The following is a 17,735-nucleotide window of genomic DNA, read 5'->3' on the forward strand; positions in this document are numbered from 1 at the left end:
ATGCGCTGATGTTCATGGACATCGCTCGGTGAACATCAGCACATACGTTTATTTACTTAGCGCACGGCAGGTCGCCGGATTTGATGAGCTTCTTGAATATGGCGTAATCCTCGTCGTTCTGTTCGGCGTAGCTGACGGCGAACGAGGCAATGGCCTGATCGAATTCGTCGGTGCCGCCCATGTAATTGGCGATGGCGATGGAATCGCCGGTACGGGCGTGTGCGTGTGCCAATGACCATGCGCACATGCGCGACAAATCACTCAAACCGGAAGCGGTGAGATTGTCGATGTCAATCGATCCCTTGCCGTTCCAGAGCTGGCGTACATAGTAATCGCGTTTGCGACCGTCCTCAGCCATGAAGCTGGACCATCCCAGCAGCACGTCGGCGGTGCTCTGAATCAATTTCTGCCCCTGCACCACGCGTTCGCCGTGCGTGGCATAGCGTGAAGCGCCACAGTAGTGCTCAAGCACGGAATAGGTGGCTTCCTTCATCTGCAGCATCATCGGATCATCGATATCGCGGGCGATCCACACGGAGGTCCAAGCACGCTGGCCGACCGAGCCCACACCCACCACCTTGCGAGCGGAATCCTGATAGCGCAGATGGTCGAACACCATGCGTCGATCGTCATACAGCGAATGCTTGTAGCTTTCGAGCAACGTGTTGATACGAGCCTGCAACGCTTCCGGATCGGCATAATCAGCGAGCTCGTTGATCGGTACCAGCTCCGGAGGGTTGGACTTGAAGCGCAGCTTGCCACCCTCATATCGGCACAACTTGGCGGCTGCGGCATCATTATCTTTGAGCAGCGCCTTCATCGCGGCCTCGCGCAGCACCGGGCTGCGCTTGGAGCCGCTGGTCTCGAAACGATCCAGAGTCTCCTCAACATCCAAATGCTCATACCAAGCATCCAGATAATCCATTTCCGAGAACCATTTCATACGTTCGCGATAGGTGCGTACGCATTGCAACACCGCGGCACGGCGATCCTTGGTCTTGAGCTTATTGGCGCGACCACAAATCTCCACGGAAACCGCCAACCGTTTCAAATCCCATTCCCAGGGGCCGATGGCGGTCTCATCGAAATCATTGATATCGAACACCAGACGGGCGGAAGGGGAGCGGAAGATACCGAAATTGCCGATATGCGCATCGCCCACGCACTGCACCGGAATGCCGGTGACCGGCGTAGATGCTAAATCATTGGTCATGATGAGCACAGTGCCACGGTAGAACGTGAAAGGGCTCACGCTCATACGCTTGTAACGCAGAGGAATCAACTCCGGCACGCGAATCGCGGACTGCTCCTCCAACAAACCAATAGCCTCGCGACGCTCCTCACGCACCTGCCAGATGGCATGCGATTCAAGCGGCGCGGCGTTGCGCGCTTTGATGCCGGCACGTGAACGATCGCGAGGATCGACAGCCTGCTTCCAGCTGGTTACATCAACGGGCGGATTGACGGATGGTGTCAGATGGTCTTCGCTCATGGTTCTCTACTCTAACCCAGAGTGAACTTGGGATGTTAACGCGACTCGTAACACGGGTATGGAACACTTGGCCGTTATGGATAAACAGCAGGAGTTTGCACTGCGCACGGTCGAGGAACGCGACGTGCGTTTTATTCGTCTTTGGTTTACGGATGTGCTGGGAACACTGAAATCCGTGGCCATTGCTCCAGCCGAACTTGAAGCCGCATTTGAAGAGGGTCTTGGCTTCGATGGTTCCGCAATCGAGGGCATGACTCGTGTTTCCGAAGACGATATGATCGTTCACCCCGATCCTTCCACTTTCCAAATCCTGCCGTGGCGTGGTGGCCCGCAGGGTACCGCGCGCATGTTCTGCGACATTCTGACTCCGGACGGCGAACCGTCGCTTGGCGATCCACGCCATGTGTTGAAGCGCGCGCTCGCCAAGGCCAAGGACAAGGGCTTCACCTTCTACGTGCACCCGGAAATCGAGTTTTATCTGTTCGAAAGCCAGGACGATTGGTCCAAGGCTCCCACGCCAATCGACGAGGGCGGCTACTTCGACCATGTGCCGCGCAGCCCTGGCATGGACTTCCGCCGCGCCACCGTGAACATGCTTGAGCAGATGGGCATTTCGGTGGAGTATTCGCACCATGAGGCTGGCCCTGGCCAGAACGAAATCGATCTGCGCTACGCCGATGCGTTGACCACGGCGGACAACATCATGACTTTCCGTACGGTGGTCAAGGAGATTTCCTTGGAGCGTGGAATTCACGCCAGCTTCATGCCGAAGCCTCTGGCCGATGCTCCGGGTTCGGGCATGCATACGCACTTGAGCCTGTTCGAGGGCGATTCCAACGCGTTCTACGAGGCCGGTCAGGAGTTCAACATGTCCCTGACCGCACGTCAGTTCGCTGCCGGCATCCTCTACCATGCTGCGGAAATCTGCGCCGTGACCGATCAGTACGTCAACTCGTACAAGCGACTGTGGGGCGGCAATGAGGCTCCGAGCTACATTTGCTGGGGTCACAACAACCGTTCCGCGTTGCTGCGCATCCCGCAGTACAAGCCAGGCAAGGGCAATTCCGCGCGTATGGAGTTCCGTGCGCTCGACCCGGTGGCTAACCCGTACTTGGCCTATTCGGTGCTGTTGGCGGCAGGCCTCGACGGTATCGACAAGCAGATGCAGCTTGGGGAGCCTACCAGCGACGATGTCTGGGAGCTCACTGACGGCGAGCGCCAGGCCATGGGCATCCAGCCGTTGCCTCGTTCGCTTGATGAAGCTCTGAAGATCATGGAGAAGTCCGACTTCGTGGCTGATGTACTCGGCGAACACGCATTCGGCTACTTCCTCGACAACAAGCATCAGGAGTGGGAGGAGTACAACCATCAGGTGACTCCTTACGAGCTGAAGAAGTACCTGCCGAAGCTGTAAGGCGCTGACAGGCGTTCATAGGAAAAGGTCCTTGGATCGTAGACCCAAGGACCTTTTCCTTATTCCATCCGCTTATTTCAGCTGAAATGTCTTGGATTCGGCTTTGCTCCCGGTGCTGTAAGGCGTGAACGTCACCGTGATAGGAGAGGCCTCGTCCCGTAGTTCCACGGCATATTGAACGGTGGCTTTTACTCCGCGTTGACTGTTGAGTGTATAGCTGTCGTCCACGAAGCCCTCAGGGTTCGTAAGATAGTAGGCGCTATCCAGTTTCACTCCGTTTTGCATAATGGATACGTCGCCAAAATAGCTGAGCGAAGCATTGTTGCCTGTGTCGTTGATCCAATCGATTGAGACAATGGCTGATGGGCTGTCCATTGCATCTGTGGGGCCTCGTTTTGCGCCGGCCAAGGCGTAGGAGAATGTGTCATATTCCGTTGTCCCGAGAGTTTTCATGCCTTTGCGGTCATCATCGGTTGCTTGCGGAGCAGGCACCACCGTGTTGGATTTGACCTGTGTCCAAGAGCCATCACCATTCGGCGTGAATGCGGAAACGATCAGAGGGCTTTCCCGGTACCAGGTGGATCGATCACTTTGCACGTATATTGGCGCAGACGCGTCGCGTAACGTAAAGGCCAGTGTCGTATTGAATTCACCGCCAGGCTTAACCTCGGTTTGAGAGGACTCGTAGCTGTATCCAGGCACTTCCGTGCTTTTGGAGAAGGTGATTTCCCTCAGTTGCAAACCGTTCTGATAGACCTCAGGGTGAGTCAGGGTGTCGAACGTTATGGCTTTCTTACTGGTGTTCGACCAATTGAACGTCACGATGACCGTAGGCTGCCCGGTGAAATCATTCGGACCGGCTTTGGCGGAAGCGATGGTGAGCACACCCTGGGGTTTGCCGGAAATGTCGAGCACGTCACTGGTTTTCTCCACAGTGGCTTGGCTGGTGCTGTCATCACTATTGGTGGTATTGCCTTTGTCGTCGCCGTGATAAGGTTCAGGGTTCTCTGGTGCGCCGGTGCCTGAATCTGCCTGTGAGCTTGAACCTGGCGTACGGACGATGGAGCCAAGCCAGTTATTGGTTGTGTTGAGAATCGGGTCGGCGAGTCCCAAAATCACGGTGCACACAATAATCACCCAGAAGAATGCGCGGCGCTTTTTACGCGGCTTAGTGCTGCTCTGCCTGACGACAACTGGATTGGGCCGGCGGGCGGCGCCATGCTTGGAAGAGCCGGATGTGCTCCCCGTCGCAGGGGCAGCTGTACGATTTCCGGAATGCTGGGCGGACTTATGAGACGCTGTACTGGACGTCTTGCTAGACGGCTTTTTGGATGGCTTACGTGATGCGGAAGCCCACTCCTTGGCACGCTGTTCGGCCTGTTCATGCATCTGATGCCTGGTGTCGACGATTTTGGAGAGATATTCGGCACGTTTGGACGGATCAACATATGACGGCAACCCGTCGTCGAATGGGGAAACGTAGTCATCATCGTGATTCGCTAAACCCATGGCATCCCCTTTGGCGCTGTTTCATACTGAAGACCATTCTACGGTGAGCGTGAAGGAACACAAGGGAGAAGAATATGTGAATGATTGCTTCTATGCGTGTCTTAGACCCCGCGATGTAGGGGCGCGCCAATACCATCAACTCGGTAAGAGAAATGCGGGGGAGATGGTAATGGCTGAGAATACCCAAACGGAACAGCTTCAGCATGACGATAGGCAGACGGACAAGAAGGGCGGAGATCGTTTCTTCACGCTGCCTGTCAATATTCTGATTTTCGCCAGCTTCATGTTGGGTATGAGCGAATTCGTGGTGGTCGGCATTCTACCGGATATCGCTTCAGGTCTGAAAGTCTCCGAAGTGACCGTGGGCAATCTGGTGGCCATTTTCGCGTTCGTGTATGCGCCCTGCACGCCGCTAGGCTCCGCCATTTCCGGCCGATTCCCGCGCTTCGCCACCTATCTGACGCTGATGGGCGTGTTTTTGGCCGGCAATATTCTTTGTGCATTTGCCCCGAATTATCCGGTGCTGTTAATTGCACGATTGTTGATTGCCTCGGTCTCCGGTACGCTGGTGGCTATCTCCATGACGTTTGCGCCGGACGTGACCACGGACAAATATCGTACGAAATTCATCGCATGGGTGTTCTCCGGCTTCTCCATTGCATCGGTGGTTGGCGTACCGGTGGGCACGTGGGTCGCGAACACGTTCGGCTGGCGCGTGACGTTCTATCTGATTTCAGCGCTGACGATTGTGCTGCTGGTACTGATGTTTACTGTGTTGCCACGCAACAGCCATATCATCAAGGTCGGCTTCCTCTCCCAATTCCGACTGTTCTTCGACCGGCGTATTCATCTGGGTGTGCTCACCGTGGTGTGCGGCGCCGCATCAAGCTACGTGTTCTACACGTATCTGACCCCGATTCTGCGCGATGAAGTGAAACTGCCCGAGCAATACATCAGCTTGGGACTTGTAGTGTATGGTGTGGCGTGCCTGTGGAGCAACCTGTATGCCGGTAAGCTTGCCGAACATGGCAGGGGAGTGGAGCCGCTCTACCATCTGCGCTGGGTGTTTCTTGCCCATGCCGTACTGCTGGCTTCGCTGGCGATTGCGCATGTGGTGTCTCTGTATGGTGCATTCGTACTAATCGTGCTGGGCATGTTCATGTACCTGTTCAACGCGTCCTCCCAGGTGCTGTACATGGATGTGGCCGCGCAATCGCACCCTGGTTCGATGAACCTTGCCGCTTCACTCAACTCGATGTCGTTCAATATCGGCATCGCCATCGGCTCCGCGGTAGGCGGCCTTGCCAATGATTTCCTGGGGCTGACTTGGCTAGGCCCGGTGGGCGCGATCTTCGCGCTGTTGGCAATGGTGATGTCGATGATGCTCGGCCCGTACGTAGGCAAACGCATCGAACGCTGAGCCAATTATCAATTGACCATCAGCTGCGTGGGGAACCGAACCAGCCTTCGTAGATGATGGAGAAATTGCGGTTGCCGTAGCTGGAACAGGAGTCGCCTTCGCCGACGCCTGCAGCCAGCGCTGCTTCGTTCGGCTGATACGGCGTATAAATATACAGCAGCGCCGTGGCTTTGTTCTTGATATAGACGTTGGTGCCGCCGCATGATTCGTTCGGATGGTATTGCACGTAATTCAATGCGTTGGCATGATAACCGTAGTGATCTTCGTGAGCGGTGTAATACTGGTAGCGTTTGGCGGCGCCATACACCTGTTTGAAGAATCCGGCATATTCCGGATCACAATTCGCGTCATCAGGGCAACTTAAACCCATGGCCGACTTGTATTGAAAGTCCGTGATTTCAGTGGCGGTAATCAGATGCTGCTCTTTTTGCAGAACCGTAAGCAGTACTTTCTGACTGATGCCGCAAGCCTTGGCCGATTTGGTGATGATTGCCGCCGCGGTCTCACCTTTGGAGCCTTTATAGGCATCGCAGTATTCGTCCGCCGGCTCATTGGCGGTGTCGAACGTTTTGGTTTTGAGACACTCGCTGCCGGAGCAGTCAGCTCCCTGTTCGTCAAGGAATGCCTGCACTTCGGATTCGCTCATGGCATTGCCATTGAAGAACTGGCCATCGGAGATGATGTCGCCCGGATCGAAGTCATATTCCTGCGTGAGCTGCAGCTGGCGGGTCTCGGCCTCCTTGACTTCAAGACGCCATTCGACGAAGCGAACCGTGCCCATGGCCAGCGCCATCGCGCAAACCACGGCAATGATGGAAACCAAAACAGCCTTGACTTTCTTTCCAAAGCTCGCATGCAGCCACCATTGTTTAAGATTCAGCGGTTTGCGGTTTGCGTTTTTTCTGCCGCGAGCCTTCCCATTTGCGCTGTTGGTGCGATTGGTGGGCTTTCCCTTGGTCTGCGGGCGCTTTGACTTGTTCGATTGCTTCGCTTGTGTCATCGCACGACATTCTAATAGCCAACAATAGGAGCCCATTACGCTCGCGGTGAATCCGTGAGTTCTCCTAAAAAATATTGCTAATGCGTAGCTGATGGGTTTGGCATGTGTATCTCGACCGTAAGCTTGGCCGAACGGCCTTGAGTGTGTCGAGATACACATGCCAAACCCATCAGCGTCAACCCTTCTAAGCCAGAACCTTTTTGATACGGTTCAGAGAGGCAGGGCCATGAGTGCCGAGTTCTTGAGCCCATAGACTCACATAGAACTCTTCAAGCATCCAACGTGCCTGTTCAGCCTGCTTCATCATCGTCTCATGCTTGGGACCGGCCGGTTCCGCCTTGGCGCGCGCCAAAGCCTTATCCACCAATTGCTTGGCTTCATCGGCCTGCCATGCCCATTTGACGTCGCGATTCTTATCGCTTTTCGCCTTGTTCAAGCGCATCACATCGGCCTTGAGATACCGTTGCAAGGACTTCAGCGCATCCGGGGGAGTGCGGCCGATGAACCCGGGGTACACGAGCGTGGCGATATGGTCGCGAATGGACTGCAATACGGACAGCATCGGCAGATCAGCTTTGCCGGACGTGGCCTTATCCGCTTCGGCATACGCCTTGATGATGGCGATCACGTCATGGGCTACCTGATATACGGTATCCTCATAGACTTCGCGCACATCCAATACGGCGTTCGCGAGCGCCTCGTCATTCGGCAAGGAATCCACGTTCGGCAGCAGACGCTTGACTGTAGCCAATTGCAGATCCTCCACAAGTTCCTTGGTGGACTTGTACGGGGCTGCGGCCAGCATCAGTGCTTCGGCTCCAAGCCAGCGTGACGAGATACGCTCGGCTGGCAGGCGCAGCGCATCCAATGCGCCATGCCACAGCATGTCGGCGCGCGACTGGGTGGTTGCTCCGGCCTTGTGCAGCAGATTCGCCTGAGCGACCAGATTGCCTTGTTTGGCGGCCTGATCGGCTTGCTTCTTCACCATTTGGCGGGCGGAAGCCTGCGCCTGGGCGGCGAATTTGCGCTGTAGGTCTTTGAGACTCTTAGACGTATCCAGCACCTTCACTGCACCACGGGTGCGACGACGCCCGTGCGATTGTTTGGGCGACGGCAGTTGTTGTTCCACCGAGAACGTGACCTTCAAATACGGTTGCAGACGGTCCATGAGTTCAGGCCATAAAACTTCAGGGTGGATCTGTGCACCCACGGTGGCGATGGCCGCCTTGGTGAATACATGGGCCAGATCAGGCCAGCCTACAGTTTCGCCGTCTTCGCCTGCCGGCGCGAGATTCGGCTTCTGCTGTGAGCCGGAACCGGGCAGATCAGGGTAATGCTCATCGATCCATGTGCGAATCGAGCGGGCGGCATCCGGCGCAGGCACGAACTGGACACGCAGTTGCTTGGGCAGTGCCTTGATCATCGCGAGGATCAGCTCATCCAACAGGCCAGGAACATTCCATGTGAACTGGGCCGGCGTGATGCGGGATAGCGCCTTCAGCGGCACATGCACGGTCACACCGTCCAGCGGGTTGCTGGGATCGTACACATAGCTCAGTCGCAGGTCGATTGGCTGGCTGTCGGTGCCGATGGTGTGCCAGTGATCGGGATAATCGTTGAGGCTTACTGATTCGCTGTCTGACAGTCGTTCCACTTTGGACGGGTCGAACGTCAGCAGATCAGGCTGCTTGTCGTGTTCGCCTTTCCACCATTTCGCCAGATCGGCCACTGAAGTCACATCAGCGGGAATCACCGCATTGTAGAAGTCGAACAGATCCTCGTCGGATACGGTATCCGCCAATTGGCGGGTGCGGCTGGCATCCTCGGCGGCATCCTCGAGAATGTCACGGTTCGCGCCAACGAAATCGTCATAACTGAAACGCTGCTGGATATCGCCTTCCACCAAGCCTTGACGAAGCAGGAAATCGCGAGCTTCCAGCGGATTGATACGCCCCCACTGCACGGTGCGATCCTGCACAATCGGCAAACCGTACAACAGCACACGCGCCGTAGCCACCGCAGAGCCACGCGAACCGGACCAATGCGGTTCCGCATACGTGGTGCGGGTCAACTGCCCGGCCAACGGCTCCGCCCACGCCGGATCGATGGCCGCGGAATAACGAGCCCACAGGCGTGAGGTCTCCACCAGTTCCGTGCTCATCACCCACGAGGGTGTTTTCTTCGCCACGGCGGAAGCCGGGAACAAGGCGAAACGGGTGCCGCGGGCACCTTGATAATCATTCTTCGACTGCTTCTGCGCGCGTTTCATCGCACGGGCACGAGCCGCTCCGGTGAGTCCGGCGAAATCGGAGGCCTTGGGAGCGCGAATCACCTGCATACCCATCATCGAAAGCAAGCCGGCCAGCATCGACTTATGAATGCCGTCCGCATCCCAAGCGCAGCACAACGAATGCGCCGGCTGCTGATTCAACGGCAGTTGCCGGATCTCCAACCCCGGGCGAGTGGAAGGCAGCGGATCGCCGACCTTGAACTTGAGCTCCTTGCACATCTGCCTGAGCTGAGAGACCAGATCCTTCCACTGGCGCATCCTCAGCCAGCTGAAATACTCGGTTTTGCAGATACGACGCAGGGCGTTGTTGCTCGGGTCGCCATCCGCCTGGAATACACGATCCCAAATGTTCAACGCGGTCAGGAAGTCCGAAGTCTCATCCGCATACCGGTTATGGATACGGTCAGCTTCCTCGCGCTTGTCATCCGGACGCTCGCGAGGATCCTGCAGACTCAGGAACGAAACCACGACCAGCACTTGGGCCAGAAGATTCGGAGAACCGGATTTCGCGGCCTCAATGACCATGCGGCCCAATCGCACATCAATCGGAATGCGTGCCAACTGGCGGCCAATATGGGTCAGTGTCACCTCGCCGCGTTTACGGCCGATGGCCTTCAGCTCGGTCAGCTCATTGAAACCATCGGACACAGCCTTCATATCCGGCGGATCGATGAATCCGAAGGTGGTCACATCTTCAGCGGTACGAGCCACACCGACCGACAGCATGTGCAATACCACGGCGCCAAGAGAGGTTCGCAGAATCTCCGGCTCGGTGAAACGAGGACGGGTCTCATAATCCTCGCGCGAATACAGACGAATCGCGATGCCGTCCGCCACACGGCCGCATCGGCCGCTTCGCTGGTCGGCACTGGCCTGACTGATCGGTTCGATCGGCAGTCTCTGTACTTTCGCGGTCTTCGAATAGCGGGAGATGCGGGCGGTGCCCGGGTCCACCACATAACGGATGCCCGGTACGGTCAACGAGGTCTCGGCCACATTCGTGGCGATGACGATGCGCTGATGCGTATGCGGCTCGAACACCTTATGCTGGTCGGCGGAGGACAGGCGGGCGAACAGCGGCATGATTTCAATCGCGTCAGGGCGACGCATATCATCGGCACGCGGACCATAATGATGCCGCAGCGCAGCCTCGAACTCGTGGATATCGCGCTCACCGGAAGCAAACACCAGAATATCGCGAGGGCCACGTTCGTGGGAGGAGTGAATGACCAGCTCGGCGCATGCGCGAGCCACGGCGGTGGGCATATCGGTGATGCCGTCATCCTCATAATTGTTCGAGCGTCGTGAGTGCGGGCGATCTGCATCCGATTCGGCGATCGCGCTCGCCAGCTCCTCGTAATCGGCGTCTCCCGGGCGTGCGCCCGTGGCGAAACCGGGAACTTCGCGCATCAGGGCGGGCGCGGTGCCAAGCGGCTCGTACACCACCTGCACCGGGAAGGTGCGTCCGGAGACCTCGATCACCGGCACCTTCTCATGCAGCGCGTGCTCGAAATGCTCCTGGAACTTCACCGAATCGATGGTGGCGGAAGTGATGATGAGCTTCAGATCGCGTCGGCGCGGCAGCAAAGCGGTCAGATAGCCGAGCAGAAAGTCGATATTAAGACTGCGTTCATGAGCTTCATCGATGATGATTGTATCGTATTTGGAAAGATTCGGGTCACGTTGGATCTGAGCCAGCAGAATACCATCGGTCACCACTCTCAAGTGGGTGTTCGGGGAGCTCTCGTCGGTGAAACGAACCTGATAGCCCACTTCGGTGCCGAGCCGCACGCCGAGTTCGGACGCGATACGCTCCGCAACCGTGCGAGCGGCGATACGGCGAGGCTGCGTATGCACGATCTGCTTGCCGTGCGTACCTCGACCCAGCTCGAGCAGAATCTTCGGCAGCTGCGTGGTCTTACCAGAACCGGTCTGGCCCGAAACGATAACGACTTGGTGGTGTTGAACCGCTTCGGCTATCTCTTCACGGGCGCCGGAAACGGGAAGTTCAGCGGGATACTCATATTTCATGACGAACTTCAATAATACGGAAGCCCTTGGAGCTCGCGTATTTGCCCACCGTGAACTCGGCTCCCAACGCCTGAGCAAGCCACTTGATCAGCGAATCGGAACCAAGATTCTTCTGCACCACCAGGTATGCGGCGGCACCCCGCTTCAGCTTCGGCAACCAAGCCATCAGCAGGGTGTGCAGTGCCTCCTTGCCGATGCGAATCGGCGGATTCGACCAGATGGCATCGAATTCGAGATCCTCCGGAATGCCGGTTGCGTTCTTCGGCTGGCGGGCTTGAGGCAGGGGGGTGCTGGATTCATCGACCTGCGTAATGTGGATATTGGCGCATCCATTGTCGGCGGCATTGACCGCCGTCAAATCAAGCGCACGCTCATTGACATCCACCGCCCACACATTGGCGTTCGGCGATTCAAACGCCATGGAAAGCGCGATAGGCCCCCAACCACATCCCAGATCCAGGAAGTCGCCCTCCTCGGGCAATTCGGGAGCGTGGCGCAGCAGCACTGACGTGCCCAAGTCGAGGCGCGAACCGGAGAATACGCCGTTCGACACCTTCACGCTGGCCTCATGGTCGCGCAATGTCATATGCAGTGTGCGGCGCACGTCTTTGGACGAGGGTTCCGCGGAGAAATACTGCTCTGCCATACTGTGACTCCATTTCCGCGGGATTCCCGCATACCGTTGATCGCATTATCCACTGGCATTGTCGTGCTGCACATGATCCCATACCGGGCATGTCACCTCATTTGATGATAATAAGGAACCATAGAAGAATCGTGAACCATTGACTTGAGAGGCGTCTTTGAGCGACAACAACCAGTACACCAACATCGACCATGGCAGCTCCGGCATTACATCTCAGGGCGTGCTTTCCTCACAGTCGGATGTGTTGCTGGACAATAATCAACGACCAGCCGGATGGCGGGAAGACACTAATCAGGAATGGGAAGAGCGCGAGGCGCGCAACGAGTTCAAACACGTGGCCGGTCTCGGCGAACTCGAAGATGTCACCGAAGTCGAATACCGCAAGGTTCGTCTGGAACGTGTCGTACTGGTGGGCGTGTGGTCGTCTGCCGTGACCACCCAGGCCAAGGCGGAGGAATCCTTGCGTGAGCTGGCGGCGCTCGCGGAAACCGCAGGCGCCGTGGTCTGCGATGGTTTGCTGCAGCATCGCCTGAAGCCCGACGCGGCCACGTATGTGGGTTCCGGTAAGGCTCGCGAGATCGCCGATATCGTGGCGCGTGAGGAAGCCGATACCATCATCGTGGACGACGATCTGCCGCCGTCGCAACGCCGTGCCTTGGAAGACGCCGCCAAAGTCAAGGTGGTGGATCGTACGGCCGTGATCCTCGATATTTTCGCCCAGCACGCCACATCCCGCGAGGGCAAGGCGCAGGTGGAGCTCGCCCAGTTGGAATACATGCTGCCGCGTTTGCGTGGTTGGGGTGGATCCCTATCCCGTCAGGCCGGCGGTCGAGCGGCCGGTGCCGATGCGGGTATCGGTTCCCGTGGCCCGGGCGAGACCAAAATTGAGATGGATCGTCGTGTGATTCGCACCCGTATCGCAAGACTCCGCCGTCAGATTCGCGAGATGGCTCCGGCTCGCGAAGTCAAGCGTGGTTCACGCCGTCGCTTCGGACTGCCGACCGTGGCGGTGGTGGGGTACACCAATGCGGGCAAGTCATCGCTCACCAATCGTCTGACCGGTTCCACCGAATTGGTGGAGAACGCACTGTTCGCCACTTTGGATACCGCGGTGAGACGAGCGAAAACCCGTGACGGACGCTACTACGCCTATGTGGATACGGTTGGTTTTGTGCGCCGCCTGCCGACCCAGTTGGTGGAGGCGTTCAAATCCACGCTGGAGGAAGTGGCGGAAGCCGATGTGATCGTGCATGTGGTGGACGGATCGCATCCCGATCCGTTCTCCCAGATCGATGCGGTGAACGACGTGCTGGCGGATATCGAAGGCACCGCGTCCATTCCCCGCATCGTGGTGTTCAACAAGGCCGATCAGATCGACGATGCGACTCGTGAACGCCTTTCGGCTCTTCAACCGGATGCGTATATCGTTTCCGCATACAGCGGTGAAGGAATAGACGAGCTGCGTGAGGCGGTGGAGTCGTTGCTGCCGGTTCCTCATGTGCATGTCAACGCATTGCTGCCGTATACGGCAGGCTCATTGCTCTCCCGCGTTCGTGAATACGGCAAGGTGGGCAGCGTGGAATACCGCGATGACGGTGTGCTGTTGGAGGCCGATGTGGATTCCCATCTGGCGGCCCAGGTCATCGAACAGTCAATCGATTAACGTGAGGAAAGTCACATATATATTGTGAGCGCTAACAACTGTTGAAATTGATGGGTTCCATGATTTTTGCAGTGCGTTATTGAGAGCGCAAACGTCTTAGCGGGTTTATAAAGTGAAACCGTTAGTCACATGGCCTGCCATTCTGCAGACCGCCTTTGAAGAGAGGTTAATCCATCATGGCGGAAACTACCGTTAAGCCCACGAAGCTTGCAATCATCGGTGCTGGTGCTGTTGGCTCCACTCTCGCCTTCGCTGCCGCACAGCGTGGCGTTGCCCGTGAGATCGTGCTTGAGGACATCGCTAAGGAACGCGTGGAGGCCGAGGTGCTCGATATGCAGCACGGCTCCAGCTTCTACCCGACCGTGTCCATCGACGGTTCCGATGATCCTGAGATCTGCCGCGACGCTGACATGATCGTCATCACCGCTGGTCCTCGCCAGAAGCCGGGCCAGTCCCGTCTGGAGCTCGTTGGCGCTACCGTCAACATCCTCAAGGCCATCATGCCGGGCCTCGTCAAGGTTGCTCCGAACGCCATCTACATGCTGATCACCAACCCGGTTGATATCGCAACCCACGTTGCCCAGAAGCTCACCGGCCTGCCGGAGAACCAGGTCTTCGGTTCCGGCACCAACCTGGATTCCGCTCGTCTGCGCTTCCTGATCGCCCAGCAGACCGGCGTCAACGTCAAGAACGTTCACGCCTACATCGCTGGCGAGCACGGCGACTCCGAAGTGCCGCTGTGGTCCTCCGCCACCATCGGTGGCGTCCCGATGTGCGACTGGACCCCGCTGCCGGGCCACGATCCGCTCGACGCCGCCAAGCGTGAAGAGATTCACCAGGAAGTCAAGAACGCCGCCTACAAGATCATCAACGGCAAGGGCGCCACCAACTACGCCATCGGCATGTCCGGCGTTGATATCGTTGAGGCCGTGCTGCACGACACCAACCGCATCCTGCCTGTCTCCTCCATGCTGAAGGACTTCCATGGCATCTCCGACATCTGCATGTCCGTGCCTACCCTGCTCAACCGTCAGGGCGTCAACACCGCCATCAACACCCCGGTGTCTGACAAGGAGCTCGCAGCCCTGAAGCGTTCCGCTGAGACGCTGAAGGAAACTGCCGCTCAGTTTGGCTTCTGATAAATAATTGATTGATGGAGCGTCTTCGTTGTCGCTGCTCGCTCGACGTACCTTCGTACGCCTTCGCTTGCGCTCCTAGAAGCCGCACACATCAATCAATTATTTATAATTAGTACGGTTATAAGTGATCGCCACATGGAATTATCCGTGTGGCGATCACTTTTTTATGGGTGGCTACTTGTGAAGCTCGCCGGCTGAAGGGGTGGTGTAACCTTCCGGCTCGAGCTGGAAGGTGGTGTGGGGCACCGAGACGGGGAAGTGCTCGCGCAGGCAATCCTGCAGTTGGGCCAATACCTGGGCGGCCTGCTCCATCGTGAGGTTCCTGTCCACCACCACATGGGCCATCAGGATCGGCATTCCGGTGGACACCGTGCTGGCGTGAAGATCATGCACGGCGATCACATGCGGCACGCTCTCCAGATGCGTGCGCACGGCGTCCAGGTCGAGACCTTTCGGAGTCTCCTCAAGCAGAACCCTGACGGCATTGTGCAGCAGTTTGATGGCTCGCGGAATCATCAGCAAGGCGATAATCGCGCCGGCCACGGCGTCAAATCCCCTCCAACCGGTGGACATCATCACCAAGGCCGACATGACCACGGCCACCGAGCCGAGCGCATCATTCATGACTTCCAGGAACGCCGCCTTCATGTTCATGTTGTCCTCACGCTGCGAGGCCAGAATGAAAATGGAAATCACATTGGCGCTGAGACCCAAAATTCCCACAAAAAGCAACAGGCCGATATCGTCGATTTGATTATGCGAATTGCCGAACAACCGCATTCCGGCCTCAACCAACGCGTATATGCCGACGATAAGCAGCACCAGAGCGCCAGCTGCCGCGGTGAGTACTTCCAAACGCGCCCAGCCCCAAGTACGTGTGTTGCTGGGTTTTCGCTGCATCAAAATCGCAGTCACCGTGGATGCAATCAGAACGGACATGTCGGTGAGCATATGCCCGGCATCCACGAGCAAGGCCAGGGAGCCAGTGAGAAAAGCGGAAACCACTTCGATAAGAAACACCGAACTGGTGACGGTGAGCGTCGCGATGAGTCGACGCTGATGTGCTTTGGTTCCGACGCCGGATGATGACGTGGATGCATGCGTGTGAGACATGGCTGGTTGCGACTCCTTTACTATCGGTGTCGAGATGAAATCGTTTCTCAATACCATTTGCGATACGGTCATATACGAAGAAACCCCGGTTTGAACCGGGGTCTCTTCAGCTGGTTGACAGTGTAGCATGCTGAGGGATGCATGGCATTGCTGCCGAGGAAAGAAAGCCATGCCGTTTCCTACAGTTTCCTCAATACCGTGACCACTTTGCCCATAATGGTGGCATGGGTGCCGTCGATGGGAGAGTAGGCCGGATTGTGCGGCATAAGCCAAACGTGGCCATTCTCCTTGCGGAAGGTTTTCACCGTGGCCTCATCATCCAGAAGCGCCGCGACGATATCGCCGTTTGTGGCGGAATGCTGTTCGCGAACCACAACGAAATCCCCGTCGCAGATCGCGGCGTCAACCATGGAATCACCGTGGACCTCAAGCATGAACAATTTGCCAGAACCAGTCAGACGTTCGGGAAGACGCATGACGTCATCGACATGCTGCTCGGCAGTGATGGGGGTTCCGGCGGCAATTCGCCCGACCAAAGGCACGTCTCGCGACTCATTGATTGATTCACTGGGGAATTGGAATATCTCCGCGGCGGACTCGCTAGGCTGTTCCTCTTCGGAATCAGATGCGGCGATAGGGGTAGCGGACGCAATCACTTCAATGGCACGACCTTTATTGGCGTTGACCCGAATGAATCCTTTTTCCTCGAGCACTTGAAGTTGGTGCTTGACGGATGATGGGCTTTTCAATCCGGCTGCAGAGCCGATCTCGCGGAATGATGGTGCGAACCCCTGCTCCTCGATATGCGACCTGATGGCGTCCAGAACCTTGCGTTGGCGTTCGGTCAGAGACAACTCGTCCGCAATGGGCTTGGGGGAGAAGGGGATGGTGCTCACGTCGGGCTCCTTTCATGCTTTCTTAAGCATAACGTGACATGAACAATAAATCAAACATCTGTTCGAGTGTCTGCTTGACACGCTCGAACGGATGTGCAACCATAAGAACAGATGTTCGATAGAACACCTGTTCGAGAAGGGTGGTTGTGATGACTGGTTCAATCGCAATGGCTGTTATTCGCGATTCGGCAATGGATGGTGCCACACATCGTCGTGCGGTGTCGAGAGGGAAAGATGATGCTTATGTGCGTATCCGTGAGAATAGGCAGCGCATGCGTGCGCGTCGCCGTGGCATTGTGATGGCGATGATCGTTACTGTGATGCTGACATGGTTCGTCGCAAGCGTATGGACCGTTGAGCCGGCACGTTCGGATACCGGCATGACGAATGTGACAACCTACACGGTCAAGCCCGGGGACACGCTATGGGCGTATGCATCGTCGAATACGCCCCAGGGCCAGGATGTGTCCGAAACGGTCGATGAATTGATTGAGCTGAATGGTTTGGATTCCGGATCATTGCGTGCCGGCCAGCGAATCGTTGTTCCCAATGAATAAGCCAACCCACCAGTATTCGAATTTTTTCTCTGGTCCAGTTATTCTAGGTGGCATGCATTGTCCTTTTTGCCAGAATCCCGATACCAAGGTTATCGATACGCGTATTAGCGAAGATGGTCATTCCATCCGTAGACGGCGCGTATGCCCGAAATGCAACCGTCGTTTTACCACGCTGGAAACCAGCATGCTGCTGGTAACGAAACGTTCAGGTGGGGCTGAGCCATTCAGCCGTGACAAAGTCATCAATGGCGTGCGCAAGGCGTGCCAAGGCCGACCCGTGCGTGAAGAGGATTTGAAGGCTCTTGGGCAGAAAGTTGAAGAGGATCTTCGTTCCCGTGGCCTCGCTGAGGTGACCTCCGACGAGGTGGGCAAAGCGATTTTGAAGCCATTGCGGGATTTGGATGAAGTGGCGTATCTACGCTTCGCAAGCGTATACCAGGATTTCTCTGGATTGGAGGACTTCCAGCACGCCATTGATGAATTGCGCAGTGATAAATAGATAGAAACAGCTTCTACATCGTATGCAAATAATTAAATGGGTTGGGCCGCCCCTGTAATGATCAGG

The 17,735-nt window shown here is 56.8% G+C and carries 13 protein-coding genes; 6 read left to right on the top strand and 7 right to left on the bottom strand.

What is annotated here, in order from left to right; translation table 11 throughout:
* Positions 1-52: 52 nt before the first annotated feature.
* Complete coding sequence (locus CSQ86_RS03675) at positions 53-1,492, bottom strand: DUF2252 domain-containing protein (RefSeq protein ID WP_100493790.1); 1,440 nt, start codon at positions 1,490-1,492, stop codon at positions 53-55.
* A 76-nt stretch (positions 1,493-1,568) separates the two neighbouring features.
* Here CSQ86_RS03675 and glnA point away from each other — a divergent pair, with 76 nt between their 5' ends.
* Positions 1,569-2,906 carry a type I glutamate--ammonia ligase gene (gene glnA, locus CSQ86_RS03680; protein ID WP_100493791.1) on the top strand — a complete coding sequence of 446 codons (1,338 nt, stop codon included), beginning with the start codon at positions 1,569-1,571 and terminating at the stop codon, positions 2,904-2,906.
* Between the two features lie 72 nt (positions 2,907-2,978).
* On the opposite strand, the gene CSQ86_RS03685 is transcribed toward glnA, so the two are convergent.
* Entirely contained in the window at positions 2,979-4,415 is a 1,437-nt protein-coding gene (locus CSQ86_RS03685) for a DUF5067 domain-containing protein (protein ID WP_100493792.1), read from the bottom strand.
* A 169-nt stretch (positions 4,416-4,584) separates the two neighbouring features.
* Between CSQ86_RS03685 and CSQ86_RS03690 the strand changes: the two genes are divergently transcribed.
* Positions 4,585-5,835 (top strand): MFS transporter, encoded by a 1,251-nt coding sequence (locus CSQ86_RS03690; protein WP_100494244.1) that lies wholly within the window; start codon positions 4,585-4,587, stop codon positions 5,833-5,835.
* Positions 5,836-5,854: 19 nt separating this feature from the next.
* Here the strand turns inward: CSQ86_RS03690 and CSQ86_RS03695 are convergent, their stop codons facing one another.
* The 3 genes from CSQ86_RS03695 to CSQ86_RS03705 form a co-directional block, all read right to left on the bottom strand.
* Positions 5,855-6,835, bottom strand: coding sequence for a hemagglutinin (locus tag CSQ86_RS03695; RefSeq protein WP_207761552.1), 981 nt, complete (start codon positions 6,833-6,835; stop codon positions 5,855-5,857).
* Between the two features lie 184 nt (positions 6,836-7,019).
* Entirely contained in the window at positions 7,020-11,156 is a 4,137-nt protein-coding gene (locus tag CSQ86_RS03700; protein WP_100493793.1) for a DUF3418 domain-containing protein, read from the bottom strand.
* Positions 11,146-11,802, bottom strand: a complete 657-nt coding sequence (locus CSQ86_RS03705) for a class I SAM-dependent methyltransferase (protein WP_100493794.1) — start codon at positions 11,800-11,802, stop codon at positions 11,146-11,148. The genes CSQ86_RS03700 and CSQ86_RS03705 overlap by 11 nt, the downstream gene beginning before the upstream one ends.
* Before the next feature lie 157 nt (positions 11,803-11,959).
* On the opposite strand from CSQ86_RS03705, the gene hflX reads away from it, so the two are divergent.
* Together hflX and CSQ86_RS03720 are read left to right on the top strand one after the other, a co-directional pair.
* On the top strand, positions 11,960-13,465 hold the full coding sequence (gene hflX / locus CSQ86_RS03715; RefSeq protein WP_100493795.1) for a GTPase HflX: 1,506 nt from the start codon (positions 11,960-11,962) through the stop codon (positions 13,463-13,465).
* Positions 13,466-13,641: 176 nt separating this feature from the next.
* On the top strand, positions 13,642-14,604 hold the full coding sequence (locus CSQ86_RS03720; protein WP_100493796.1) for an L-lactate dehydrogenase: 963 nt from the start codon (positions 13,642-13,644) through the stop codon (positions 14,602-14,604).
* Positions 14,605-14,778: 174 nt separating this feature from the next.
* Here CSQ86_RS03720 and CSQ86_RS03725 read toward each other — a convergent pair whose 3' ends face one another.
* Positions 14,779-15,717 (bottom strand): cation diffusion facilitator family transporter, encoded by a 939-nt coding sequence (locus CSQ86_RS03725; protein WP_100493797.1) that lies wholly within the window; start codon positions 15,715-15,717, stop codon positions 14,779-14,781.
* Positions 15,718-15,896: 179 nt separating this feature from the next.
* Positions 15,897-16,613 (bottom strand): transcriptional repressor LexA, encoded by a 717-nt coding sequence (gene lexA, locus CSQ86_RS03730; protein ID WP_100493798.1) that lies wholly within the window; start codon positions 16,611-16,613, stop codon positions 15,897-15,899.
* Positions 16,614-16,762: 149 nt separating this feature from the next.
* On the opposite strand from lexA, the gene CSQ86_RS03735 reads away from it, so the two are divergent.
* Positions 16,763-17,170: a LysM peptidoglycan-binding domain-containing protein gene (locus CSQ86_RS03735; protein WP_100493799.1), complete on the top strand. Its 408-nt coding sequence runs from the start codon at positions 16,763-16,765 to the stop codon at positions 17,168-17,170.
* 52 nt (positions 17,171-17,222) lie between these two features.
* Positions 17,223-17,669 (top strand): transcriptional regulator NrdR, encoded by a 447-nt coding sequence (gene nrdR, locus CSQ86_RS03740; protein ID WP_100493800.1) that lies wholly within the window; start codon positions 17,223-17,225, stop codon positions 17,667-17,669.
* The last annotated feature ends 66 nt before the right edge of the window (positions 17,670-17,735 follow it).

This window comes from Bifidobacterium felsineum (assembly GCF_002802915.1).
GTDB classification, from domain to species: domain Bacteria; phylum Actinomycetota; class Actinomycetes; order Actinomycetales; family Bifidobacteriaceae; genus Bifidobacterium; species Bifidobacterium felsineum.